This window comes from Lachnoanaerobaculum sp., from assembly GCF_057250505.1.
Genome location: NZ_DBHIEQ010000019.1, coordinates 25,905 through 51,827, shown reverse-complemented (window position 1 = coordinate 51,827; position 25,923 = coordinate 25,905). Strand labels below are relative to the sequence as shown.

The 25,923-nt window shown below is 37.5% G+C and carries 23 protein-coding genes; 2 read left to right on the top strand and 21 right to left on the bottom strand.

All coding sequences use genetic code 11. The features are described 5' to 3' along the window. Window positions 1-370 precede the first annotated feature (370 nt). The gene (locus ACO6FI_RS09045; RefSeq protein ID WP_485457048.1) at window positions 371-1,450 is read right to left on the bottom strand and encodes a hypothetical protein; all 1,080 of its coding nucleotides are present in this window, start codon (window positions 1,448-1,450) and stop codon (window positions 371-373) included. Window positions 1,451-1,834: 384 nt separating this feature from the next. On the opposite strand from ACO6FI_RS09045, the gene ACO6FI_RS09040 reads away from it, so the two are divergent. Continuing rightward, window positions 1,835-2,413: an OB-fold protein gene (locus tag ACO6FI_RS09040; protein ID WP_485457047.1), complete on the top strand. Its 579-nt coding sequence runs from the start codon at window positions 1,835-1,837 to the stop codon at window positions 2,411-2,413. Between the two features lie 125 nt (window positions 2,414-2,538). Here the strand turns inward: ACO6FI_RS09040 and ACO6FI_RS09035 are convergent, their stop codons facing one another. The 17 genes from ACO6FI_RS09035 to ACO6FI_RS08955 all read right to left on the bottom strand — a co-directional run bounded on the left by ACO6FI_RS09035 (window position 2,539) and on the right by ACO6FI_RS08955 (window position 21,040). Continuing rightward, window positions 2,539-2,751 carry a hypothetical protein gene (locus ACO6FI_RS09035; RefSeq protein ID WP_485457046.1) on the bottom strand — a complete coding sequence of 71 codons (213 nt, stop codon included), beginning with the start codon at window positions 2,749-2,751 and terminating at the stop codon, window positions 2,539-2,541. A 112-nt stretch (window positions 2,752-2,863) separates the two neighbouring features. Further along, entirely contained in the window at window positions 2,864-3,313 is a 450-nt protein-coding gene (locus ACO6FI_RS09030) for a hypothetical protein (RefSeq protein ID WP_485457045.1), read from the bottom strand. Window position 3,314: 1 nt separating this feature from the next. Then, complete coding sequence (locus tag ACO6FI_RS09025; RefSeq protein ID WP_485457044.1) at window positions 3,315-4,673, bottom strand: AAA family ATPase; 1,359 nt, start codon at window positions 4,671-4,673, stop codon at window positions 3,315-3,317. Between the two features lie 494 nt (window positions 4,674-5,167). After that, window positions 5,168-7,408: a DNA internalization-related competence protein ComEC/Rec2 gene (locus ACO6FI_RS09020; RefSeq protein WP_485457043.1), complete on the bottom strand. Its 2,241-nt coding sequence runs from the start codon at window positions 7,406-7,408 to the stop codon at window positions 5,168-5,170. After that, the gene (locus ACO6FI_RS09015; RefSeq protein WP_485457042.1) at window positions 7,408-8,334 is read right to left on the bottom strand and encodes a GerMN domain-containing protein; all 927 of its coding nucleotides are present in this window, start codon (window positions 8,332-8,334) and stop codon (window positions 7,408-7,410) included. The genes ACO6FI_RS09020 and ACO6FI_RS09015 overlap by 1 nt, the downstream gene beginning before the upstream one ends. Continuing rightward, on the bottom strand, window positions 8,331-9,791 hold the full coding sequence (locus ACO6FI_RS09010) for a sensor histidine kinase (protein ID WP_485457041.1): 1,461 nt from the start codon (window positions 9,789-9,791) through the stop codon (window positions 8,331-8,333). The genes ACO6FI_RS09015 and ACO6FI_RS09010 overlap by 4 nt, the downstream gene beginning before the upstream one ends. A gap of 1 nt (window position 9,792) precedes the next feature. After that, window positions 9,793-10,659 carry a DegV family protein gene (locus ACO6FI_RS09005; protein ID WP_485457040.1) on the bottom strand — a complete coding sequence of 289 codons (867 nt, stop codon included), beginning with the start codon at window positions 10,657-10,659 and terminating at the stop codon, window positions 9,793-9,795. Then, entirely contained in the window at window positions 10,659-10,838 is a 180-nt protein-coding gene (locus ACO6FI_RS09000) for an ErpG protein (RefSeq protein ID WP_485457039.1), read from the bottom strand. Before ACO6FI_RS09000 ends, ACO6FI_RS09005 begins: the two co-directional genes overlap by 1 nt. After that, window positions 10,835-11,815 (bottom strand): dipeptidase, encoded by a 981-nt coding sequence (locus ACO6FI_RS08995; RefSeq protein ID WP_485457038.1) that lies wholly within the window; start codon window positions 11,813-11,815, stop codon window positions 10,835-10,837. The genes ACO6FI_RS09000 and ACO6FI_RS08995 overlap by 4 nt, the downstream gene beginning before the upstream one ends. A 1-nt stretch (window position 11,816) precedes the next feature. Next, window positions 11,817-13,184 (bottom strand): MATE family efflux transporter, encoded by a 1,368-nt coding sequence (locus tag ACO6FI_RS08990; RefSeq protein WP_485457037.1) that lies wholly within the window; start codon window positions 13,182-13,184, stop codon window positions 11,817-11,819. A gap of 18 nt (window positions 13,185-13,202) precedes the next feature. After that, entirely contained in the window at window positions 13,203-15,224 is a 2,022-nt protein-coding gene (locus ACO6FI_RS08985) for a glycoside hydrolase family 13 protein (RefSeq protein ID WP_485457036.1), read from the bottom strand. Beyond that, complete coding sequence (gene ftsH, locus ACO6FI_RS08980; protein ID WP_485457035.1) at window positions 15,225-17,051, bottom strand: ATP-dependent zinc metalloprotease FtsH; 1,827 nt, start codon at window positions 17,049-17,051, stop codon at window positions 15,225-15,227. A gap of 11 nt (window positions 17,052-17,062) precedes the next feature. Further along, on the bottom strand, window positions 17,063-17,593 hold the full coding sequence (gene hpt / locus ACO6FI_RS08975; RefSeq protein WP_448946902.1) for a hypoxanthine phosphoribosyltransferase: 531 nt from the start codon (window positions 17,591-17,593) through the stop codon (window positions 17,063-17,065). Then, entirely contained in the window at window positions 17,577-19,085 is a 1,509-nt protein-coding gene (gene tilS, locus ACO6FI_RS08970; protein WP_485457034.1) for a tRNA lysidine(34) synthetase TilS, read from the bottom strand. Before tilS ends, hpt begins: the two co-directional genes overlap by 17 nt. 1 nt (window position 19,086) lies before the next feature. Continuing rightward, the gene (locus ACO6FI_RS08965) at window positions 19,087-19,404 is read right to left on the bottom strand and encodes a septum formation initiator family protein (protein ID WP_448946900.1); all 318 of its coding nucleotides are present in this window, start codon (window positions 19,402-19,404) and stop codon (window positions 19,087-19,089) included. A 64-nt stretch (window positions 19,405-19,468) separates the two neighbouring features. Continuing rightward, complete coding sequence (gene asnA / locus ACO6FI_RS08960) at window positions 19,469-20,476, bottom strand: aspartate--ammonia ligase (RefSeq protein ID WP_485457033.1); 1,008 nt, start codon at window positions 20,474-20,476, stop codon at window positions 19,469-19,471. Between the two features lie 141 nt (window positions 20,477-20,617). Further along, complete coding sequence (locus tag ACO6FI_RS08955; RefSeq protein WP_298057057.1) at window positions 20,618-21,040, bottom strand: Hsp20/alpha crystallin family protein; 423 nt, start codon at window positions 21,038-21,040, stop codon at window positions 20,618-20,620. Window positions 21,041-21,351: 311 nt separating this feature from the next. Between ACO6FI_RS08955 and rpsT the strand changes: the two genes are divergently transcribed. After that, window positions 21,352-21,618: a 30S ribosomal protein S20 gene (gene rpsT, locus ACO6FI_RS08950; protein ID WP_060930898.1), complete on the top strand. Its 267-nt coding sequence runs from the start codon at window positions 21,352-21,354 to the stop codon at window positions 21,616-21,618. A 38-nt stretch (window positions 21,619-21,656) separates the two neighbouring features. On the opposite strand, the gene trmB is transcribed toward rpsT, so the two are convergent. The 3 genes from trmB to ACO6FI_RS08935 form a co-directional block, all read right to left on the bottom strand. Continuing rightward, a complete protein-coding gene (gene trmB / locus ACO6FI_RS08945; RefSeq protein WP_485457032.1) occupies window positions 21,657-22,310 on the bottom strand; it encodes a tRNA (guanosine(46)-N7)-methyltransferase TrmB in 654 nt (217 codons plus the stop codon). Window positions 22,311-22,403: 93 nt separating this feature from the next. Continuing rightward, on the bottom strand, window positions 22,404-24,047 hold the full coding sequence (locus tag ACO6FI_RS08940; RefSeq protein ID WP_485457031.1) for a S1C family serine protease: 1,644 nt from the start codon (window positions 24,045-24,047) through the stop codon (window positions 22,404-22,406). 190 nt (window positions 24,048-24,237) lie between these two features. After that, window positions 24,238-25,914, bottom strand: coding sequence for an LCP family glycopolymer transferase (locus ACO6FI_RS08935; RefSeq protein WP_485457030.1), 1,677 nt, complete (start codon window positions 25,912-25,914; stop codon window positions 24,238-24,240). Window positions 25,915-25,923 lie beyond the last annotated feature (9 nt).

Below are 25,923 nucleotides of genomic sequence, written 5' to 3'. Positions count from 1 at the left end.
TGTGCCTTAAACACAGAATCGGAAAATTGATTAGTAGCAAATATAAACACGCAAGATCTCCCAAAAGGCATAACATTTTGCCTGATTTACAGTCAACAACAATTACTTTCCCTTGACCGACAGGTCTTTTGCAACAGCACTTTAATTCCGAGTATATTCTGATAAAGTACTGTAAAATAAATGATAAAGCAAGTGCTTTTCATTTAATCTATGTAAACGGACAATATCCGGTCAATATAAATATCAAACATAGCACCCGCACAAAACCGTTTCACGGCAGCACGGGGCTATACAATGAGCAATGTTTTATAGTGAATAAAACATTACTTTAAAATCATTAAATCGTCAATGTGTAGAAAATAAGCAGAGATTAAGCTCCTACACTAACATCATCAGCAGTAACACCCTCAGGAAGCTCCGGTCTGGGATTACCCTCTTTCATAGCCTCTTCATCAGACTTTCTTCCAAGTGAAGGTCTGTTACCTGACTGATTATCCCCTGTTCCAAATGTTGGTCTATCATCTGACTGGTTGTTACCACCTTCAAATGCAGGTCGTTTGCCCGACTGGTTGTCTGCTACTCCAAATGTAGAGTGTTCACCCGACTGGCTGTCTGCCTCTCCATATGCAGGGCGCTCACCTGACTGGTTGCCAACTACTCCAAATTTAGAGCGTTCGCTTGACTGGTTATTATCAGATTCTTCAAATATTGGTTGATCAGTTGACTGATTATCACTTCCTGCAAACGCCGGTCTGTATGCTGAAATACCGGAGTCTTCTGCTGCATTGTAACTTTGTTCGTCCCTTGCATTTTGGTTCATACCGAAATACTTAGAACTGTTTCCGGCAGAAAAGCCCTGCTCCATCATACCGCCCAATCCAAAAGCAGAATTATTCATATTTTCTATTCCCGTATTTTCCATAGTAACACCCTCAGGAAGTTCCGGTGTAGGATTACCCTCCTTCATAGCCTCTTCGTCAGACTTTCTTCCAAGAGACGGTCTGTTGCCTGACTGATTATCCCCTGTTCCAAATGTTAGTCTATCATCTGACTGGTTGTTACTTCCTTCAAATGCAGGTCTTTCAGTTGACTGGTTATCAACTCCGCTAAATGCCGGGCGCTTACCTGACTGGTCATTATCTGTATCACTTAAACTATTTTCAAAATCACTAAAGCCTTCGGTGTTGTTTTTATTCTGTGGCATATCCGAAGGTATGTTGCTTTCATCAAAAGCTCCATTATTCATCATTCCCTGACCTATATTGCCACCGTTAAAAAGTCCGCCTCTTTCAAAGCCTTTATCAAAAGATTCTCCAAAGTTTTGATTCTGCATATTTCTTACCGGCATATTCTGATTTCCAAATTCCTGTGATGCCAATGCTGTGATTCCTGCCATAGTTGTAATAGCAAACGCTGTCATCCCTGCTGCAATAATTTTTTTCTTAAACATAATATTTTCTCCTTTCGGGCTTTGCCCATATAAATCATTATTTTCTTCGGCTCTGTTCAATATGTTTTTCGCCGATAATATAGTATTCGGGAAAGGAAATGAAAAAAATGGGGGGAGGGAGAAATTTTTTTTAATAATTTTTATCTATATGTACGCATGTTCCGAAATAGCTATATATTTTTGCATACGAATTATATTATTACTTTTTAACCATTCAAATATCTGGGGGGATTATAACTTGGTTTATATTTTTATAAACCGAGACATAACTGAACTATATCTCGTTTTATGAGCGATTTTACCCAAAATATAACTTGACAAATATATATATATATATAATAGTATCGTAAGCTTTTCTTAAGTTTTATTTAATCAGGAGGAAATATGAGTAATAACAAAATGACCACTTGCAAGACTTGTGGTAAAGAGATGGCTAAAAATGCCAAAGTTTGCCCACACTGTGGTGCAAAAAATAAAAAACCTATTTTTACAAGACCATGGTTTATAGCTATTGTTGTAATAATCATTATTATAGCGGCTATCACTTCAGGTGGCAAGAAAAACAGCAAAACGACAGTATCGGGCAAGCCTGATTCAACTAATTCATCAGCTGAAAACTCCACCTCGGAAAGTACTACAGCATCAATAGAATATACCTCTTACACTGTAGATGATTTAATGGCACAGCTAAATGACAATGCACTAAAGGCAAGTGATGCACATAAGGGAGAATATGTTCGTATTACAGGTAAGCTAAGCAATATTGACAGTTCAGGAAAATACATTGATTTAGTACCTGAGACTGACTTTGCTATCATTGGTGTTCAATGCTATATAAAAAATGACGAAACAAAAGCTAAAGTTGCTGAATTATCTAAAAACTCAATGGTCACACTTACCGGAAAAATCACTGATGTAGGTGAAGTCCTTGGATATAGCTTAAATATTGATAATATTGAATAAAATAAGGCTATCACTTTAAGAACTAAAAAGCTTAAAGTGATAGCCCATTTTTATCTGTTTCAATTTATAAACTATAATAATACACAATCTACAAATTCAATTACTTTTATACTTAAGGCTCGTCTTTAGTCCATAAACATGTACTCGTATGCTTTATGCTGTTCCGGGCTTTCATCCATGGTATCAGACAGATGAACTTCTTTAATCTGCAAACCCAAACCATCTTTCCTTAAAACCAATATACCGTCAAGACTGATTTCAATATCATTGTCAATATATTTTACTACCATACCTCCATGCAACCCTACCGTAAACTCCGTCTCTTTAAAATAAGCCATATATTCAGTATCAAAGTATGAAATCAATTTATACCATTTCTTTCAAAAGTACCTTGTTCAATAAACTTATCCAGTATTGTTAATATATTACTTGTATTTATTTTGTATGTTGTTACTGATATATTTTTTTATTTATATTATCAATCATTCTATTTTTCTTGAAACTTATAGCTTTGTTTTTCTTCTGGTTGTTAGACCCTTTCTCGCCCCAATAAACGCTTTCAATATCTTTACAAAACCATACACATTCATAGTCATGTTCTTCACAAAACTTAATAATATTATCAATGAAATTTTTATCGTCCGGTTTACTATCATAATTATCACAGTCAATACAGTATATAACCTTTGATGTATTATTTATTCTATCATATTGATTAATCAAAGACCGGACTTCCTTTTCTTTACTTCTGTAATTTGTTTTTCCATTCATATATATAATAGATAACTTTAGGCTGTTGGCACTACATTTATAAAACCTGTCAATCGTATCTTTAATATAAATCCAATCCGACTTGCAGGTCTTATTTGTTTCCACAGCAAAAATTAACTGAAGCCCCATATCAACCCTCCGGTGTATCAAAGACATCTATAAAATCAATAGCATCAATATTAAAAGGTGAACCCTCTATCATTCCGTTTCTATACAGTTTTGCAGGCGAATAATTACCGTTCGTCTTCCACGGATAGATTTTATTATCAATCGAAAGGAAATCTATAGATTTCTTATTTCTCTTTAATATATCCATAGGACCGACATTATGAGTTGTAAAACATAGCTGCCCCTGTCCGTAATCCATTAAATATTCCAGTAATGCACATAGGTACACATCATGAAGATTTGAATCCAGCTCATCAATAAACACAATCCCCCCTTTTACCATTTCCTGTAAATAAGCGTACAGTTTTATAAGTTTTTTGATTCCCGTACTTTCAAACTCACTATTAATACTAAATCCTTCATATACCATATTTAAACTACAAACATAATCAACCCCCTTATCCTTTTTTTCAATCTCAATATCCTTTAATTCAGGCTTAAAGATTTGAATAAACTTTTTTAGCTTTTTAACAGAATCTTTATATGATTCATATTTATCTACCGGAATAGTGTCTGTTTTACATGAGAATATACTCAAGTTCGGCATATCAAATATATGTAATACATTCATCTGAGCGGCATGAATTTTTATATTTTTTTCACTATTTTTATTTAATATATCATTTACAAAATAATCAGTATGATTATCTGATTGATCCATATATACATGCATATTAAATGAATACCACAGCAATGCTAGGGTTCCCACAATAATTGAAGCAATATTAACAGTTTTAATTTTATTATGAAGAAATTTCATAAGAAACAAAGATGATGCAGATGAGTTTGATAGTAAATTCTTAGTTTTCTCTCTAAAATCTCTTTCCAACACAATATCTTTATTGGTATTAATATACTCTATCTCGCCTTTTTTAACCTTGAATACAGGAATAAATTCATCTTTTTTATAAAACGCATTTCTACATGATAACTGTTCACTGTCAATTGCATATTTCCCAAAATTATTCTTTTTAAGTACAACCTCATATTCATATAAATAAGCTGTATCTTCGGTCAATTTAAGCAAAAATTTTGTACCTATATGTAATTCCTCTATCTTTTTATTTATAATCTCATCTAAGCTATTTTGGATTATAGGATTATTAAGGTAATTTTCATTAACAAGAAGATTCCTTAAAATATCTACAGAACTGATTATAGCCGACTTTCCGGAGCCGTTCATTCCATATATCCCCTTAACATTATAATTACCTGTATCTATGGGTTTGGTAATTGTTTTTTTATAAAAGGAAAGAGAGACTTCTTCTTCAAAATTTTTAATACCTTTTACTCTATAACTTACTAAAAAAATGCCATTCATCAAAACTCCTCCTTATAAAGAATCATATCATATTTTATAATTAAAATAAATACATTTTGTATTTATTAAGTTCTAAAATTTAATTATAGGTTACTGTACATGGATATTATATTTCCATTATAAAAGTACCGAAATTTTTTTTGATTTATTATGATTGATTCGGTTGGCAGGGTTTTTGTTGGTAACTCTGCCAACCGAATTTTTTGTATCCGCGTTATCAACCGTATTGACTTATTATTTAGAACAGATAATAATATTTTTAATAAAGCAGTGTTTATATAGGGAGAATAAATGTTTATGATGGGATTTACAGTAAATGGTTCATGTATAACAAACAAAAATACAAAAGAAATATTAAAAATATTTGATAAATTTTCTTTTGTGAAAATATCAAAAGATAAATGGAAATCAATTATTAAAGATATAAGACGACAGAAAACCATCTATCGTCTTTTTCTTTGCTCAAAATTAAAAAGATATTTGTGTACTTTCCTTCACCTAAGCTTCACCTCTATTGCCCCCATCTTTGCCGTTTCATAGATAATACAACCTTTTTCTCTCAAGGTATCCAAAGTTTTAGGGCTTGGATGACCGTAGTGATTGTTTTTTCCATATGATATCACGGCATAGGTCGGACTTACATCCTCAATAAAGTCCTTTAGAGAAGAGTTTTTTGAGCCGTGGTGTGCCACCTTCAGTATATCTACCTTGCCGATACTACCGTATTTTAAAATACTCTCTTCACTTGACCTACCTATATCTCCTGTAAACAACAATCTTTTATTAAAAGCCTCTACAATAAAGGTCTGACTTTGCTCATTTACATTTTCCTTAGGCTCTTTATCAGGCCACAGACATTCAATCTTTAAATGCCCGAGGTTTAAGTGATCACCTCTGCTCAAATACACCACATTAGTCCCGCAATTTGCAGCTTTTTGCTTTAATTCATCATATGAAGCATCATTCATTGCCTGATAAGGCAGGTACAAATTTTCAATCCTTATATCACTGTCAAGCAAATACAATACTCCGCTTATATGGTCAATATCTGAATGTGTGACAAAGGACATCTCTATATCATCCACACCCTTATACAATAAAAACGGCTCCATAGTGTACTCGCCCAGTGAAAGCTTGGAGGTACTGCCGCAATCTATCAAAATATCATTATCATCAATATGCATATAGATGCCGTCGCCCTGCCCCACATCCAAATAAACCACTTCATCACTCCTAAAAAACGGAAACAAAATAAAAACGGACGGAATACAAAGCAGTAAAAAAATTCTTTTCTTCTTAAAGATTGCCAAAGCCGCCAATACAGTCAAAACAGTGTAATAAATAAAAATCTGTATAATATTCGGTCTTCCGAAAATAATCCTATGCATAGGAAGATGACTTGCAGCTGTACAGATAAACTCATAGAAGTTTAGGATGCCTACAGCAATAAGGCCGATATACTTATATAAAAAAAGACTCATTATATTCAATACAAGTGATAATATCGCGGAATACAGTACAAAGCTCATCAGAGGTATTACCGCTATATTTAATAAAAAGGCATATACAGGAAAGGTATAAAAATAGTAAAGAACAAGCGGCAATGTCAGAATCTGAACTCCCATACTTACAAGCATTACTTCAAATACTTTTTCACTGAAGTTTTTCTTTTCTTTCTTTAATTTCTTAAACACAAATGAAAGCACTCCGCCAAGACTTAACACTGCCCCGAATGAGAGTTGAAAGCTTACTCCGAAAACCTCAAACGGCGCTATAAGACATATACTTACCGCACTTATACAAAGTGCCGATATCAGACAGTAGCTTCTTCCAAGTACCTCCGCGATAAAATAAAGTACAAGCATAGCTCCTGCTCTTGCAATGCTCACTCCGTTACCTACAAGCAGTCCGTAAAACAGCAGAAATGTACTTGCAAAGCCTGCCGAAAATAAAAAGCTTCTTTGCAATATTTTCCTTAAAAGCTTATAAAGACCGATTCCAAGCAATGAGACATGCAGACCGGATATTGCCAACAAATGTGCTATTCCGTTTTTTTGATACATTTTGTATACATCTTTGTCAAGGTCCGCTCTTACGCCAAGTAAAATTGCTTTTAAAAGTCCCGCAGTTTTTTCATCAAAGATACTCTCTATCCTTTTTATCAGATACTGCCGCAGATTAAAGAAAAAACAACCTATAAGGTCACAGCTTTTATCTGTAACGGTATATTTGTTTACCGTCATTTTACAGTATATACCTTTGGTTCTATAGTAGTTTTTTGCATCAAATTCACCGGGGTTTTGGTTACTTTTTATCTCTTCCGCCTTTCCGTAAAAGTTGACACTGTTTCCTATACTTATATCACCGTAAAACTTATCCGCGTCCAGATAATATATCATACCCCTTGATGTAAAAATCACCACATCATCCTTGAAGCTTATACTTTTTATATTTTTGCAAACACATTTATTTTCTTTTTTATTGTCCACATTCTGTGATACAAATTCTCTTTCAAACCGGATTTCATACTTGATTCTAAGCGTGAATATAATAAAGACAATAAAGAAAATAAGAATATATATTTTTTTGATTTGAATTATTTTTTTGAATACTAAGATAAGACAGACCGAAACCGGGATGATGCAAATCACCCCAAGTTTCAATATACTTATATAACATCCTAAAAGCTCTCCAAGCAGGCAGGCCGTTACTATAAGTACACATGGTCTTTTCATTATTTTTCCTCTTTTACATAGTCAAGATTTCTCTCTACGGAAGTTCCCAAAGAAATCGAATTATAATTTTTATCTGATTTTCCGTTTACCAGTATCTGTACACGAGATATATTCGGCAGTTCAGAAAGTGAATCCACTATTGAATATATTGTAATACTGTCCAAAACATCCGGCAATGCATTTAAAAAACCTTCATCAAAATTTACATAGCAAATACCTTCGTTCACAGTTACACTTATAACCTTCGTGTCATTCGGGATAGTGGCCTTAAGTTTCGTATTGGCCGGCCCTTTCATAAGCTCGTCTATTATAAGCCTCTCTTTTGAAGTATTAATATCGTAGAACATCTCTCTGGTCTCAGGCACAAGCTTCGTACCCTCTTCATCTGCAAAATACAGTGTAAGGGTGGCCTTTTCAAAGCTGTTTACATTTGAAATACTGTTTATAAAATTGCTTGAACTTATAAGTCCTACATTCTCTCCAAGTGCATTGATAAGCGACTGGTCTCCTGAACTAATACTTATATAATCTATTCCGTCTATCTGCGTCAGAGTCTTTGCCAGCGCCGCTCTTGCAAGCACCTCTCTGCTGACATCCATACTTTGATAATTGGTATCAAAGTTCAAATACAGTATATTACCGTCTCTGTTAAATCCCTGATATGTGACCTTGTCAGGCAATGCGCTTACAGCCTCCAAATCATCAGGTACCTTCAAAAACTGTGCCATAAGCTCATCCACCAATCCGTCCACATCATCACTTGGAAGAGAAACCGTATATCTGTTTTCTACAAGCTTATCCATTGCGGTGTTTATATAATATACATAATACTCCGTGTCTGAAAGAGGTTTATCATCTTTTTTCTTACAAGCTGCAAGAGTAAATGAAAATATAATCATCAAAAAAAGTAAGATTTTATTTTTCATTTTTTATCCCTCCTTTTTACATGATTCAGAGGAATTCTTACTGTGAAGGTGGTTCCCTCGCCCTCTTTACTTGACACCTTTATAATACCGTCATGCAGATGCACCACATTTCTGGTAATTGCAAGTCCAAGCCCGGTACCGCCTGTCTGTCTTGATCTTGCCTTGTCAATACGATAAAATCTTTCAAATATAAGGTCCTGATACTCAGGTGCAATGCCGTCTCCTGAGTCCTTTACCTGAATATAGAAAAACTTATGGTCGGCATCAATACTTACCTTTACAAAGCCGCCGTCCTTATTATATTTTATGGCATTTTCTATCAAATTGTTGATAGCCAGTGAAAGCTTGGTCTCGTCCACATCCGCATTCACCTCTCTGACAGTCTCAAATGTAAGCTCAATATCTCTTTTATCGGCTATAGGCCTTAGTCTCTTCAGTATTTGCTTTATAAGCTGATTGATATCCACCTGCTCGGTTACCAATGTGTTTGCCGCCTTGTCAAGCTTCACAAGTGATAAAAGGTCGTCAATTATCTTTGCCTCTCTGTCTATCTCATCCGAAATATCGTGCATAAACTCCGCATACATCTCGTTCGGTACATTCTCCATACCTATCAGCGAGTCCGCCAAAACTCTTATTGAAGTTATAGGAGTCTTCAGCTCATGTGACACATTTGCCACGAACTCATCTCTTAACTTATCCGCCGCCTGTAACTTTGAAAGTGTCGCATTGATATTCTCCGATATGGACTTTGTGAGCTTATACTCATTATGCTCAAGCTTTTGGTCAAGCTTTCCGTACCCTATGCTTGCTATATCGTCCCTCAGTTTTGTAAGCGGCCTAAGCATTCTGCCTGCCGTTATTATAGAGAGTACAGCCACTATGGCGGATAATGTAATATAGAGGAACCGTTCCGTATTTCCTACCCCTTCCGCTACCGCAATCAGGTTGTCTGTAGATGCAATAAAGAGCAAAACTCCGTCTATATTTTTATTGTCTATTGTCTCATATATAGGCATTGTCTGCAAAATATATGACTTTTTCTTGTTATAAATATTTGTATTTGTACCGTTGAAAGTATCTATTATCTCAGGTGCTATATTTATCTTTCCGACCGCCAGATTGAAAGTATCCACAATGGTATTATATGACTTGTCTATTACAACTATTCTACCGTTATAGATTTCCGCCATCGTATCTATCTCCGAATTAAGACTTCCCCTTTCTTTGGGATCTTTCAAAAAATTGCCTCTTGTAAGCTTATTGCTCAGCATAAGTCCCTTGGTCTGAAGTTCTATCTTTCTGGCATCAATCCTTGATGAAAGATTGGTACGGCTTACCATTCTTCCATATATAAATACAGGTGTTATGCCGAACACTATAAATACTATTGTAAGCAGTAAACGAAAGCTTACGGCCGGTATTTTAAACTTGAATTTCTTCTTCTCCTCATCCATATCAGTCTGTACTTATCTTTCTTGCAACAGCCAAAGCAACTGTTCCCGGACCTATATGTGTGGCAACCGACAGTGACAGATTGACTATCTCAACCTTACCGAACTCAGCCTCAAGCTCTGTGGCAAACTCTTTTGCAAAATCAAGATAACCGTACTGTGCTATCATCAGTCTTGAATCCTTACACATAGGATCATTCAGTCTTTCGCTTAAGTCTTTTTTTATCGCTTCCACCATTATCTGTTTTGCCTGCTTAAACGTTCTTGCCTTGGCATAAGCGTCTATCTTTCCTTCATGAAGCTGAAGCACAGGCTTTATCTTCAAAAGTGAAGCAAGTGCGGCCGCCATAGGTGTTATTCTGCCTCCCTTTTTCAGGTATTTTATATCACTGACCATTACATAAATTCCGGACTTCAAAGCATCGGCTTCAAGCTTTTCTTTTATCTTATCAGGTGTAAAACCGGCCTCAATCAATTTCAGTGCATCAAGCCCTGCACTTATCTGTGTAACAGATATCCTCTTATCATTCACCACAAATACTCTGCCTAAATACTCATCCTCACTTGCAAGCATGGTTGCCGTATCACACGAACCTGAAAGACCTGATGTCATAGGAATATGTATTACAGAGTCATATGTCTTTAAAAGCTCATCCCACAGATTCATAACATTTTCAGGGGAAGGCTGTGAAGTGATTATACTGGCTCCCTCTTCCTGTTTCCGTAAAAACTCTTCACGTGTGATATCTATCCCGTCCAAATGCTCCTTGCCGTCAATCATAAACGGCATAGGTAAAATATACATCCCGTATCTTTTTGCCTCTTCACCGGTCAAACCGCAATTACTATCTAATACCACTGCTGTACTCATTAGCCTCTATCCTTACCCTTTGCTATTTCATCTATTACATTGTTCTTTATCATATCATCTATGATTTTTTCACCGCTTTTTTCACCCTTTTTCGCCTCGGTTTCATCCATCTTTGCATGTAGTGTATAAACTGCACATACAGCCGCAAGTATTAAAATAAGTATTACAAACCTAATCATTTTACCACTTCCTTTATTACTCTCAGTGCGTTTTTATATGTTATGTTTTCAATAAGGCTGTGACTGAATCCTTCTCTTTCCATCGCATCAATCAAATCCTTAGTCCCTGAAGCGTCTTTCCACTCAATAGTATCACAAAAGCCGTCATAGTCGGAACCGAGTGCAACAAACTCACTTCCGCCCACCTTTACCATGTATTTTAACATCTCTACGGCGTCCTTTATATAAGCTTTTCTCTCTCTGTTTGAAAAATCTGCAGATAAAAACTCAGGATAAAAATTAAGCCCCGATATACAACCTTTATCCGCCATCTTTTTTATCATATCATCTGTAAGATTCCTTGCATGATTACAAACTTCTCGGGCATTTGAATGACTTGCAACAAAAGGCCTCTTTGCCACATCAATTATATCATAAATTCCGGCATCCGACATATGTGAAACATCTACAATCATTCCCAGTTCTTCCATTTTTTCTACAACTTCAAAACCGAAAGGCTTCAGTCCGTTCTCTCTATCCGGAACATATCCTGCAAATTCACCGTTTTTTGTGATTCTTTTATTACCAAATCCGATAGAGTTCTCAAAATTCCATGTCAGAGTCATCATTCTCACGCCTCTTTTATAGAAATGTTCAAGCTTTTCAATGCTGCCCTCTATAGCCTCTCCCTCTTCTATGGTCAAAAAAGCCGATATCTTCTTATTATCCGAATTCCTTAAAATATCATCATAAGTTTTTGCAAAATCAATATCACTTTTATTTTTATTTATCTCTTCTTCATATAGGTCTATCAAAGCATTAACATACTTATACGGTTCGCTCACATACTTAAGATGGGTAAACATTGCAAAGCACTGTACGATTACATTTGATTTTTTAAGCTTTTCTATGTCAATCATCAGATTGTTTTCCCTTAGAGTCAGCCCTGTTTTCTTATATATTTCGCTTATCGTATCACAATGTAAATCTACTATCATATTACTCCTTTTTTAAATTCTTATGCCACCACTTTCCGGATGCGAATCTGTATACAAAATTGGAGGATCTGAAAATCCAATCTATTATCATTGCGCACCATACTCCGACAGCTCCTATGTGAAATACCTTTGCTATAAACATTGATGTGCCGAATCTGAATACCGCCATTGAAAACAGGCTGATACCCATTGTAAATTTGACATCATTTCCGGCTCTTAACGCGTTCGGAAGTATAAAGCTTAACGGCCATAAAAATATGGCAACACCCATATGTATCCAAACCAAAACAGCGGTAAGTTCCTTTGTGGCATCAGTTACATTGTATATTGAAATAAAGGAATTTTGGAATAAGAAAATAATTAAAGCAGGTACTATAATAACCAGATATCCGATAAACATAAGTTTCTTTACATAATACTTGGCTTCCTTATACTTACCTGCTCCCACACAGCGACCTATTACCGTAATCATTGCAATACCTATTGCATTTCCCATATTTACACCCAGACCGTCCAGATTGTTGGCAATAGCGTTGGCGGCTATCTGAGTTCTTCCGAAGTTTGAGATAATGGAGACAACCGCCACTCTTCCGACCTGAAATAGTGAATTTTCAATACCTGAAGGTATTCCGATATAGAGGATCCTTCTCATAAAGTCAGACTTTATACCAAAGACTTCCTTAATCTTCAAAAAAACCGTTGCGCCCTTATTTTTAGATGCAAGTATTGTTATCACAACCGCCGCAACACTTCTTGATATAACACTCGGTATTGCCACACCTGCAACACCCAGATGAAGTATAAAGACTCCTATATAATTACCCACAACATTTATTATATTCATGAGTATACTTACCTTCATGGAAGTCTTTGAATCTCCGATACTTCTGTATATTGCCGCTCCGGAGTTATATATTGCAAGCATGGGAAAGCTTATTGCGGTTATTATTAAGTATTTCTTACTAGCCTCAAAAACTTCGCTGTCTATATTTCCGAAAAGTACGGATATCAGAGGATGTGCAAATACTACTGAAAATATTGATATAAAGACGGCTACAATAAAAGCCATCAGCTCAAGCTGTGCAGCAGCCATGCAGGCATCCTCATGCCTTCTTGCGCCGATAAACTGGCTGATTACAACCGCACCGCCTGTTGCCAGTGCCGCAAGCAGTGATATTATTACATTGTTGACCATGTCCACAAGAGATACCCCGGATACCGCAGCCTCGCCTGCAAAGCTTACCATTACGGTATCCGACATACCTACCGTTATAGCTGAGAACTGTTCTATAATAAGCGGGACTATAAGTAGCTTCAAGTCCGTATTGTCAAACATCTTCCCGATATATTTTTCATTATCCTTTGGCATATAATCTCCATGTAGCCCTTATAAGTTTTCGCTGACCAGTAAATATCCGGAATGTGGCTCTATATCCATGTTCAAATATCCGTTGTCATTTACATAAGTCACTCTGCCAACATTGTAACCTGTTTTATTTGTATAGATTACCCTGCTTATTATCGCATTATCTCTCATTCCTGTGAGGTAAAGCGGTATATCTATTTTCTTTGTATACTCCCCGGTATTGATAACAATTACCGAAACATTGTCCTTTAAAACTCTGGCATAACATACCGTTCCGGCGTCTGAAATAAGCTTTATCAAAGAACCGCTCTTTAATTCTTTTCTGACCTTATGCCATCTGTTCACATACCTGTGATACTCTAAAAGCTCAAGATTTTCATGTCCCCAAGGATATGTTCTTCTGCTGTCGGGGTCTGTAAATCCGCATACACCCACTTCATCGCCGTAGTATATTGTAGGTGCTCCCGGTAATGTCACCTGCATCATTATAGCCTGTCTCATAACCTCAAGCTTCACGCCGCTACTTGCATCCTCAGACTTATGAGTATTTATTCTTCCCACAATACCGTTGGTTCTGGTAAGAAATCTTGAGTGGTCATGGTTTGAAAGCTGAATCATCGATACAAGTGCGGAATCATAAGGCATCTTTCCAAGTGCATTGTTAAGCATAAGAAAGAATGCATCCGAGTTTCCTTTCAGATTCATATCAGCTCCGTCGGAGTGCTTCTCAAGTCCTGTCAAAAACCAGCTTACAGGCTCCATAAATCCGTCGTAGTTCATTACGCCGTCCCAACATTTGCCGTCCAGCCAAAAACTCGGATCACCATAATGCTCTGCAAGAATCACCGCATCATTGTTGGCACTCTTTACCGCCTCTCTGAACATAGACCAGAATACATGATTAAACTCATGGCTATATCCCAAATCCGCCGCAACGTCAAGTCTCCAACCGTCTACATTAAAAGGCGGTGATACCCACTTTTTCGCTATATTAAGCACCTCATCTATAAGTTTTTTACTGTTTTCATAGTAAAGCTTCGGCAGAGTATCATGTCCCCACCATCCGTCATATTCATTACCGATAAAGTTAAAATACGGCCTGAACTCACTTTCCCTTGACCAGTACGCACCTATCGGATATTTATCTTCGGCTCTTTTATATATGCCTTCTTTATCCATCCACTTGTTAAATGAACCGCAGTGGTTGAAAACTCCGTCAATTATTACCTTAATATTTCTCTTATGTGCTTCTTCTACAAGTCTTATAAACAGCTCATTACTTGCTTCAAGATTTTTCTTGCAGGTAACTCGCTTTACATACTTTGTGGCATTTTTATTGTCCGTATCGTCCTCGCCGAGTACTCCGTCGGCGTCTTTTACTATCACACCGATATGCGGATCTATATAGTCATAATCCTGAGTATCGTACTTGTGGTTTGACGGTGATACAAAGAGAGGGTTAAAGTAAATTACCTCAACCCCAAAGTCCTTTAAGTAGTCCAGTTTTTGTAAAACTCCTGCCAAGTCTCCGCCATAGAAATATCCGACATCAAAGTTTGAAGGATACTCGTCCCAGTTCTCCTTATGCTTCACAGGCAAACCTATGTAGATATACTCATCATCTACAACATCATTTGTCTCATCTCCACGATTGAATCTGTCAATAAAAATCTGATACATCAAAGCTCCCTTTGCCCAATCAGGCAAAGTAAAGCTCTTGTTGTATTCAAATAATGCGTCTTCCTTCAGATAATCCGTAACTCCGAACCTTGTAAAAAACAAAGTTTTTTCGCCGTCAATTATCTTAAAATAATACTTTAAATAATCCCTATCCTCTAAATCTGCGTAGTAAAAGTCGAAATACTCGCTTGAGCGAAGCTTTGACATCACTACTTCACTGTTATCTTGGTGATTTACCAATATAATATCCGGTTTATCATCCTTAAAAATTCTAATCTGTATTCTTATATTCTGTCTATTCTTAAGGCTTTGTATTGATACATATTCGTTTGTCTCATCACTAAAAATACATTCAATATTCATCTAAAACAATGCCTCAAATTCTTCAAAACCAATTTTCTCTTTTTCTATAAGAAGGGCCGCACATGCGTCAAGCACATATTTTCTCTTCATTATTATCTCTTTTGCCTTTGTATGACAATCGTTTATAATCTTTCTGACTTCCTCGTCAATCATATTTGCAGTCTCTTCACTGTATGACTTTGTCTGTCCGAAGTCCCTTCCTATAAAAATCTCATCTCCTTCATTTCCGTAGTTTACAAGTCCGGCTCTCTCGTTCATACCGAATTCCATAACCATTGCTCTTGCTACGCTTGTCGCCTGCTTGATATCCGAACTTGCGCCTGTTGTAATATCTCCGAAGATGATTTCTTCCGCTATTCTTCCGCCAAGGCTGACCATGATATCATTAAGCATCTTTGACTTGGTATTAAACATCTGATCTTCACCCGGCAGCGGCATGGTATAACCTGCCGCACTTACACCTGTAGGTATAATGGATATGGTATGTACAGGTCCCACTCCGTCAAGCTCCCTAAAGAGTATTGCATGTCCTGCCTCATGATATGCGGTGATTGACTTTTCCTTCTCACTTACTATCCTTGACTTTTTCTCCGTACCTATTCCTACTTTTATAAATGCCTTGTTTATATCATCAGCCGATATGAATCTCTTTCCCTCTCTTGCAGAGAGTATTGCCGCCTCATTCATAAGATTCTCAAGGTCGGCACCTGTAAATCCTGAAGTCTGTCTTGCAACCGAATGTAAATCCACATCATCACCCAAAGGTTTTGACGCCACATGTATCTTTAAGATTGCCTCTCTTGCCGCCACATCAGGTCTGCCTACAGCAACTTTTCTGTCAAATCTTCCCGGTCTTAGAAGTGCCGGATCAAGTATATCCACTCTGTTGGTCGCAGCCATCACTATAATACCCTGATTGCCTGCAAATCCGTCCATCTCCACAAGCAACTGATTGAGTGTCTGCTCTCTCTCGTCGTGGCTTCCGCCAAGTCCTGAACCTCTTCTTCTGCCGACCGCATCAATCTCATCTATAAAGATTATACACGGTGCATTCTTTTTGGCGTCTTCAAAGAGGTCTCTTACTCTGCTTGCACCCACACCTACAAACATCTCTACAAAGTCCGAACCTGATATTGTGAAAAACGGTACTCCCGCCTCTCCTGCAACAGCCTTTGCAAGAAGTGTCTTTCCTGTTCCGGGAGGTCCTACAAGAATTATACCTTTAGGTATTCTTGCACCGAGTTTTGTATACTTGCCCGGATCTTTTAAAAAGTCCACCACCTCATCCAGCTCTTCCTTTTCTTCTTCAAGCCCCGCCACCTTTGTAAAATTCACATTGGTGGATTTTACAACCTTTGCTCTGCTTTTTCCGAAGTTCATCATCTTGTTATTGCCGGCGTTTCCGCCTGCTGCCATTCTGCCGTTCATATACATCATAAAAAATATGATCATTACGGCGGTCAATCCTATCGGCAATATGGTGTTTGTAAATACACTGTCTCTCGGAACATCATCCAATATATAGGTGATATTCTTTCCTTTAAGTTCCTTTGTGAATTCGTTTACATCCGATACAAAATAATGTACCTCCGATTTCCCGAATTCCTGTTGAGTGTTAAAGTGTATTATCGCCTCACCTGTAGGTGTCTGTGAATTCTGTCTTATCTCTATCAGTGAAATATTGTTCTCTTCAACCACTTTTTCAAATTGCTTTGAATCCAGCTTTATGCTACTTAGTTGATTTCCCATGTTAAAAATAAGCCAAACTATAAGTCCTAAAACTAACAGTAAGAAAAATACTCTTACCGGATTATCTGCTCTTTTCATCTTTCTCCTATCTAGTCTGAGAGTTCCATAACTCCGATATACGGTAAATTCCTATATCTTTGATCATAGTCAAGCCCATATCCCACAACGAACTTATCTTCTATTTCAAAGCATACATAATCTACGAATACATCCTTTTTCTCTCTTCTTGAAGGCTTATCAAGAAGTGTACAAAGCTTGATAGACTTCGGGCCTCTCTTTTTTAATATATCCATAAGGTATGACAGTGTGTTTCCGGAGTCGATAATATCCTCAACCACCAAAACATTCTTGCCGTCTATACTGTTATCCAAATCCTTTATTATCTTTACCACTCCGGAGCTCTTTGTCTCCGAGCCGTAGCTTGATACACTCATAAAATCAAGTCTTACATTCAAATTCAGTCTCTTTGCAAGGTCACACATAAACATGACTCCGCCCTTTAAAACACATATAAGTGTAAGCTCTTCGCCCTCATAGTCCTTATTGATTCTGTCTGCAATCTCCAAGATCCTGTTCTCTATTTCCTTCTCGGATATCAGCACATCAACTTTCTCTTTCATATTTATCTCCTAATACTTCTATTTTCAAAACCTTGTTTGTATACAAATCTACTTTGTATAGCTCACTTATCCTATCAAGCCCTATCATATCGTCAGGTGATTTACTGTCTTTAAATATCCAAACTACACATGATCCGATTGCAAGTACTATATGTTCCTTCCTTATACTTGTAGGTATCTTTTCATCTGTAAAAAGCTTTTTTATAACCTTTTTGCCGCTTTTTATCTGAATGAAATCACCGCTCATATACCCTCGGACAGCGATATTTTTCTCTATAAATTTCAAATTGTTGTCTTTGCTTACAGCACTGTTAATACACAAGCATTCCCTTGTATATTTTACTATATCTCTAAGGACTTTGTCAAAATCCAGCCATTTTACATTACCGTCACCGGGGATATCTTTCATACTGAAGTCGCTAAAAACGCCGTATCTTATTTCAGGAAAACCGCTCTTACTCTCCTTTTCATCTTCACCCTGTACAAATCTTAAATACTTATAATCATTATATACTTTTATATCGTATTTTAAATCCAGCTTTTTTCCGTTCTCTCCGTGAGCCAATTGCCATACATCCTCTATATGCACCATTCCGATATCTTTGATCCCGAATTTTTTTTCTCTCAGCAACTCTTTCAGTGCATACCTTATTATATATGTGCCTAAAATATGCGGATGCTTTATCAGCTCATTTCGATCGAGTGTATACCCGCTATTCCCTTCAGCTTTTAAATTATTTTCACAAAATTTTTTGGCTGAATCCTCAAAATATTCATCGGCCTCAGCCGCAACTGTTGAAGTTTTATAAAAGTTATTGACTACATTGCTGTTTACGTACTTTGTAAGTATCGGAAAGACTTCATTTCTCAATACATTTCTTGTGTATTCATTTTCAAGATTTGTGCTGTCTGTCATGTACTCTATTTTATTTTCATGCATATATTCTTCTATCTCGGCTCTTGTAAAGATAAGCAGCGGTCTTATTATCCTGCCGTTCTTTACCGATATGCCCTTAAGCCCCGATATTCCGCTTCCTCTTGAAAGATTGTGCAGCATTGTCTCCGCATTGTCATTTTTATTGTGTGCAACCGCAATCTTGACTTTTGAAATATCTGTTCCTTCTGTTTTGCTTATATCGGTTGCAATATTTTCAAAGGCTTCATATCTTGCCTTTCTTCCGGCTTCTTCCTCACTGATTTTTAACATAGACGCCATCTTAGGAATATTGTAATGAACCGAAAAAAATTCCACACCGAGTTTCTTGCAAAGTTCTTTTACATAGTTTTCATCACGGCTTGCCTCTTTTCCTCTGATGCCGTGATTTATATGTACAACAAAAAGCCTTATTTCTAAGGCTTTTTGCAACTCACTGAGTGTATGCAGCAGGCAAACCGAATCTGCCCCGCCGCTTACACCAAGTACAACTCTATCTTCTTTTTCAATTAGTTTGTTGTTTTCTATAAAACGACTCAATATATCTATATTCAACATATCAATTCTCAGGCTTTATGGCAATTTCATTCGGAAAAACCAAGCCCAACTTCTCCCTTGCCATCTCTATTATATAGCTGTCCGTCTGAACATACTTCTTTTTTTCATCAAGTTCCTTGGCTCTTTCGCTTTCGCTTTCCAGTTCTTTGACTATTTTTTGATTATAAGCTTCTCTGCTTGCCAACTCTTTTTTTATACTTCTTACCTTTACTCCTAGGACTATCGCCATAGACACTACTACCATAGTAATAAATACTATCGAAAGTCTGTTCTCAAATATTCCTTTGGTTTTTTTCTTTTTAACTGCTTTTTTAGCCATAAACTTCCCCTTATAAAACAATCCGATGAAAAACTTTGTAAGTCCTTATTAAGACGTCTATATACTATAGTAATATCATTTTATTCTTTTTGCAAGCCTCTATCATATCTGCCGGCCATACGCTTGACTGTACTTCACCTACATGAGCTTTGTTAAGTAAGAGCATACAAAGTCTGCTCTGTCCGATACCGCCACCTATTGTATACGGCAACTCACCTGCAAGTAATGACTTGTGGAAAGGAAGATTCTTTCTATCCTCGGCATTTGCCGCTTTAAGCTGTGACTCCATAGCAGCCTCATCCACTCTTATACCCATACTTGAGATTTCAAGTGCACTGTCAAGGTTTTCAAACCAAAAAAGAATATCTCCGTTCAGTTCCCAATCGTCATAATCAGGTGCTCTTCCGTCATGCGGTTTGCCGTCTCCAAGTGCTCCGCCTATTTTCTCAACAAATACACAGCCGTGTTCCTTTGTTATAAGATTCTCTCTTTCCTTAGGAATCTTATCAGGATACATTTGTCTAAGCTCTTCAGAAGTAATAAAGAAAATATCATCAGGCAGGTGCTTTACAGCTTGCGGATACTTATACCACACCTCATGCTCCATATGCTTGATTACTTTAAAGATAGTCTTTACGGTATCTTCCAAAGTCTTTATATTTCTGTCTTCTTTTCTTATTACCTTCTCCCAGTCCCACTGGTCCACATAGCATGAATGAAGATTGTCAAGCTCCTCATCTCTTCTTATGGCATTCATATTTGTGTAAAGTCCTTCACCCGGAGCAAAATTGTACTCGCCAAGTGCCATTCTCTTCCACTTTGCAAGTGACTGAACCACTTCGTACTCTTCATTCGGTATACCTAAAATATCAAATGATACAGGGCGCTCAACACCGTTTAAGTTATCATTGAGACCGCTTGACTTTGATACAAATAACGGCGCTGAAACTCTCTCCAAATTCATCTCTTTTCCGAATTCTTTCTGGAAAGTATCTCTGATATACTTTATCGCTTCCTGCGTCTCTCTCACACTTAACACCGGGTCATATCCCTTTGGTAAAATCAATGCCATAAAAACCTCCATTCTGAATATGCAAACATATCTCTTTAAAAAACTTATGATAGCACTAAGTATAATAATATACAAGATGGAATTTAGCACTTTAAAATAAAAAAACTGCCACTTTCGTGGCAGTCAAAATCATTTGATTTATTATTCAATTGCTATTGTCTTTGGAGGCTGTGGTAAGCTCTCTTTTTCTTTAGGCAATGTAAGCTTCAATATACCGTTGTTGTATGAAGCCTTGATATCTTCTTCTGTAACGGCATCTCCGACAAAGAAGCTTCTCTCGCATGAACCGAATCTCCTCTCTCTGCGGATGTATTTATCATTTTCATCCTTCTTGTCATCGTTTTCTTCATGCTTTGCACTGACTGTAAGGTATCCGTCCTTAAGGCTTGCTGTAATATCTTCCTTATTAAATCCCGGAAGCTCTATGCTGAGCTCATAATTACCGTCTACATCCTTTACATCAGTCTTCATGCTTGGAGCTTCAAACTTACTAAAGCCTTTGCCCCAAAAATCATTATCAAAAAACTCATCAAACAAATTATAATTTCTTCTAGGTAGTAACATATCTATATCTCCTTTATTATCAACATTATTAGTATTCAAATAGAACCTTATCGATAACCTTTGCTGTTATCTATGTCCTATTTGTTATAGTAATAATATAGCAAATATTATTAGCAATGTCAATGGGTGAGTGCTAATTTTTTTAAAAAATTTATATTATAAATCTTTCGCTTAAACCTTGACTTTCCACTTAGAATATCCTAAAATTATGGTTGCGTTTAGATTGAACTGTCCGTGTCCAGGCTTCAATATAAACTTTCGAAAGTTTAACTTTCATAAAACAAAAAGGTATTTATTTATTGGAGGTAAATGTGGCTAATATCAAATCCGCAAAGAAAAGAATTCAGGTTACTTTAGTAAGAACAGAGAGAAACAAGGCAATCAGATCAAAAGTGAAGACTGCCATTAAGAAAGTTGAGAGTGCTGTTGCAGCAAATGATAAGCAGCTTGCAAAAGACAACCTTAAGAACGCTATCGTTGAGATTACAAAGGCGGCATCAAAGGGTGTATATCACAAGAACAATGCTTCTCGTAAGGTTGCAAGACTTTCAAAGGCTGTTGATAGTATCAACGCATAAAATAAACTCCAATGACCGTCATCATTGGAGTTCTTTTTTTATCTGCTTATAATCATCTTACAAATCTTATTTCCTTGGCCTGCAAATTTTTCCTCATACTCGGTCATTATATTCCCTTCGCTCTCCTTTTCAGAGTGAAAATCAAAACTGCAAAAATCAAGCTTCCACTTAGACTCTTTAACCACTTCCAGTGAATATTCAAAAAGTCCCACATTGTCTGTCTTAAACTCTATCACACCTTCAGGCTTTAATATCCTGTCATAGACTTGTAAAAAGTCAGGGGAAGTAAGTCTTCTGTTTGCATGTCTGTCCTTCGGCCACGGGTCCGAAAAGTTCAAAAATATCTTATCCACTTCACCGGTCTCAAAAATATCTGCAAGTTTTCTTGCATCCGCACATAAAAATCTCAGATTGTCTATTGCTTTGTCACTTTCAAGATTTCTCTTTCTTTGTATAGCCTTCATCAGTACACTTTCATATCTCTCAATACCTATAAAGTTTATACCGGGATTTTTAAGTGCCATATTTCTGATAAACTGCCCCTTGCCCATACCTATTTCTATCTGCAGCGGCCTTCTTATATCAAATATATCCTGTATCTTACCTTTTAAGGCTATAGCTTCATCCTCTCTGAGGCATTCTTTCGCATCAGTTATAAAGTCTTCACAACCCTTTATATGTCTAAGTCTCATATCATATACTCCATTTCCTATATAGCAACTTAGTATACCGTAAAAACGACAAAAAAAGCAACAGGCTTTCACCTGCTGCTTAGAAAATCTATATTACTGTTCCTGTGCTTCTCTCTTACCGAGAGTGATGCTTACAGTCTTCTCAACATATTTACCGCTGTCGTCAAGTCTTTGAACAGTCAGATCCACCTTTCTGCCGCTCTCATAGTATGTAAGCATATTTTTGAGTTCTTCCATACTTCTTACACTCTGTCCGTCAAACTTTGTAATGATATCCTTTGCCTTCAAATCTGAAGATGCTGCGGCACCGCCTTCTACAACTTTGTATACATAGATACCCTGCGGCATATCGTAAGCCTTTGCCATCTCCTCGTCAATATCCTTACCCTGTATACCGAGGTATCCCTGATTTTCCTGTGCTACTACAGTTCTTGTCTCCTTGCTTGAAAGTTCCTTTATGAGATCCTTTACTGTAGATATAGGGATTGCATAGCCCATTCCCTCTACAGCTGTATCTGAATACTTGGCTGAGTTGATACCGATTACCTGACCCTGCATATTAAGGAGTGCGCCACCTGAGTTACCGGGATTTATAGCCGCATCAGTCTGTAAAAGATTCTTTGAAGTGCCGCCCTCAGTCTTTACCTCTCTGTTAAGTGCCGAAATATATCCGACTGTTACGGACTGACCGTATCCCAGTGCATTTCCTATAGCAACAACACCCTGTCCTACCTTAACATTATCACTGTCTCCGATATTTGCGATGCTGATTCTTGACAATGTGTCTTCTCCCATATCTGAGAGCTTTACAGCCACTACAGCCACATCATTGTCACTGTCTCCACCCTTTACAGAGGCACTTGCCTTCTTACCGTCTGAAAACTCTACCTCAAGACTTGTAGTATCCGCAATAACATGGTTGTTTGTTACAATCAAAAGCTCACTGTCCGTCTTTCCTACTATTATACCTGAACCGCTTGACTGTGCTTCGTAGCTTTGAGGACCGAAGAAACTGTTCTGTGTAACCTCTTCCTTTCCGTAGATGGATACTACTGAAGGCATTGCCTTATCCACTATAGTTGAAACATCCATGCTTGAAAGGTTGGTCGCAGGTGCCGCAGTACTCTCACTCTTATCGGTATTCTGACTGCCTATTGTAATATCATCAACCTTTGTCTTTGTATTTGTTCCGACGTAGCTGCTTGCCACATTGTTTACACCCACCATTACTCCGCCGGCTACAAGTCCGAATACTGCAGCACTTGCTACAAATCCGAATGCTCTTCCTACTTTTGATTTCTTACGTTCTTTACCCTTACCCTTGCCTTTTTGAGGCTGTGCGGCAAAAGTTTGTGTTCGTACATTTTCTGACTGAGTTCCTCTATTATCTTCTCCAAAATTTCCGCTATCTGTTGCATTGTTTGCCTCCTTGATATCAGATATATTTATATTATGTGTATTGTCCAAATCCTCACTTGCATTTGAAGCAAAGCTTGATACCGCTTCCTTGTTCATATCACTGTCACTTTGCACAGCATCATATGAAGTATCGCTGCTTCCTTCATTCCTTGCTATATCTTCTGCAGCCTTTGCAAGACTTTCACTGTGCCTTCTTATAATGCTGTCTATGTCCTTAGGTTCATCATTTGAAGCGCTGTTTTCTATCTCACTGTTGTTTGTATTGTTCTCCATATTTGTATTAACCTCATTGTCAAATTCATCTCTTTCAAATTCCATAATATCTTCCGTACTAAAAGTACTCCCCTTTCATAAAATATATAGTCTGCTGCAGCGGATATACTCGCTGCGGTTTATTATCTTTGCCACCTCCGTAATAAAAAAGCATTGGTGACTTTCCTTTGATGGTTATAAGTCTACCAATGCTTTGTGTCCACTTTGTGTACAAAGTAAGTTTATTTTATGTTTTTTATTCCGCTTTCGGTTCCACCGTCTGAGCTGTAGGTACAGGCGGCACAGTCTCCTCCTTACGATCCGCGGTAGTAGGTACAGGTTCTACCGTAGGCTCCTTTGTAGTCTTTGTCTCTCCCGGTCCCTTAGCATTTCTTGACTCCTCGGTTTCTTTGGCTGTCGTAGTCTCTCCCGGTCCGTTAGGCTTCTTTTTAGGAGCTGCAGTTTCAGTCTCCGCCGTCTCCTTCTTTGTATGAGGCTCCACTATCTCAACACTTGAACCTTTGTTGGCCTGTGTAGACTCTGCAGGAGCTTCTGTTGTTGACTTGGACTTGTTGCTCTTTTCCTTATGTGTAGACTCTTTCTCCTCAGGCTGCATATAATTCTTGTTTCCTGCACCGTCGGTGTAATAGTCCTCACCTTCGTTTTTGTCTATCCAAACCGTCTCGCCGTCCTTATCAAGATGATAATATCTGCCGTTATTGTCCATATAGATATCCACACTCTTGCTCTTTTTTGTCTCTTCTTCGGTATTTGACTTCTTTTTCTTACTCTTAGTCTCATCTTCGTCATCACTATAACTCTTATTTGACTTATATCCGTCATTGGTCTTTACACGTTTGACTTTGTCGCCGTCCTTATAAAAACCTGTATCGTCAGATATTCTCTCACTGTAAGCCTTTACCTTTGCAGAAGCCTCATAGTTCTCATCACCGAAAAGATAGCTGTGAAGCTTTACAACATTACTCTCAAGATCTATAGGAACTACTATAAATCCCTTTGTTCCCTTTGTCATATCGTCCTTATCAAAAGGGAAGCCCTGTGTATCTACCAGCTTGTACTTGCCTATATCATTGATTACATCCAAACCGTCCTGCCATGTAAGGTTTGTAGCCACCATTGAAAGTACATTTCCAAGCAAATCATTCAGAGTCTTCGGATCCGCCCTTTTTGCCTTCTCAAAGGCAAGCTCAACAACCTTTCTCTGTCTTTCTGTTCTTTGATAGTCTGTATCCATATATCTGAGTCTTGCATAAGCCACCGCCTGAACACCGTCAAGATGCTGCATACCCGGCGCCTTAAGCTGTACGGAACCTATACCTGTTCCCTTTACGGTCTCTGTGATATATGAGTTGATATACTTAAACTCGGCAGGTGTAATGTCTATATCCACACCTCCAAGTATGTTTATAGCTGTTGCAACCGCCTTCCAGTTGAATGTTATATAATCTGTGATATTGAGATCCAAACTGTCATTCAGCATCTTAACCGCTCTTGCAGGTCCGCCGTAGCTGTATGCATGAGTCGCTTTCTGGAAAGAGTTCTTTCCTACATCAAGGTAAGTATCTCTGTATACCGAAACCAACTTGATTTCACCGTTTGACTGATCTATTGAACAAATGATTATAACATCTGATCTGTTTCCCTTACCTACACTGCTGTCTCTGGAATCCACACCGAATACGGCAATATTTCTGTATCCTCTCATCTCCGCCAGCTTCTTCTCGGACAAATCGGTATTTAAAACCTGTTCAACATTGTAGTCGGGTCTTTGTATCTTAGAGTATTGCTTAAGTGCATATGCATACGCAAATATTACACCCAACACGAAAACTTCCGCTATAAGCATTGTAAAGAAAAAAGCAACCTTAGATTTTTTCCTCTTCTTTTTAGGCTTCTGATTATCTTCGCTCATTATATTCCT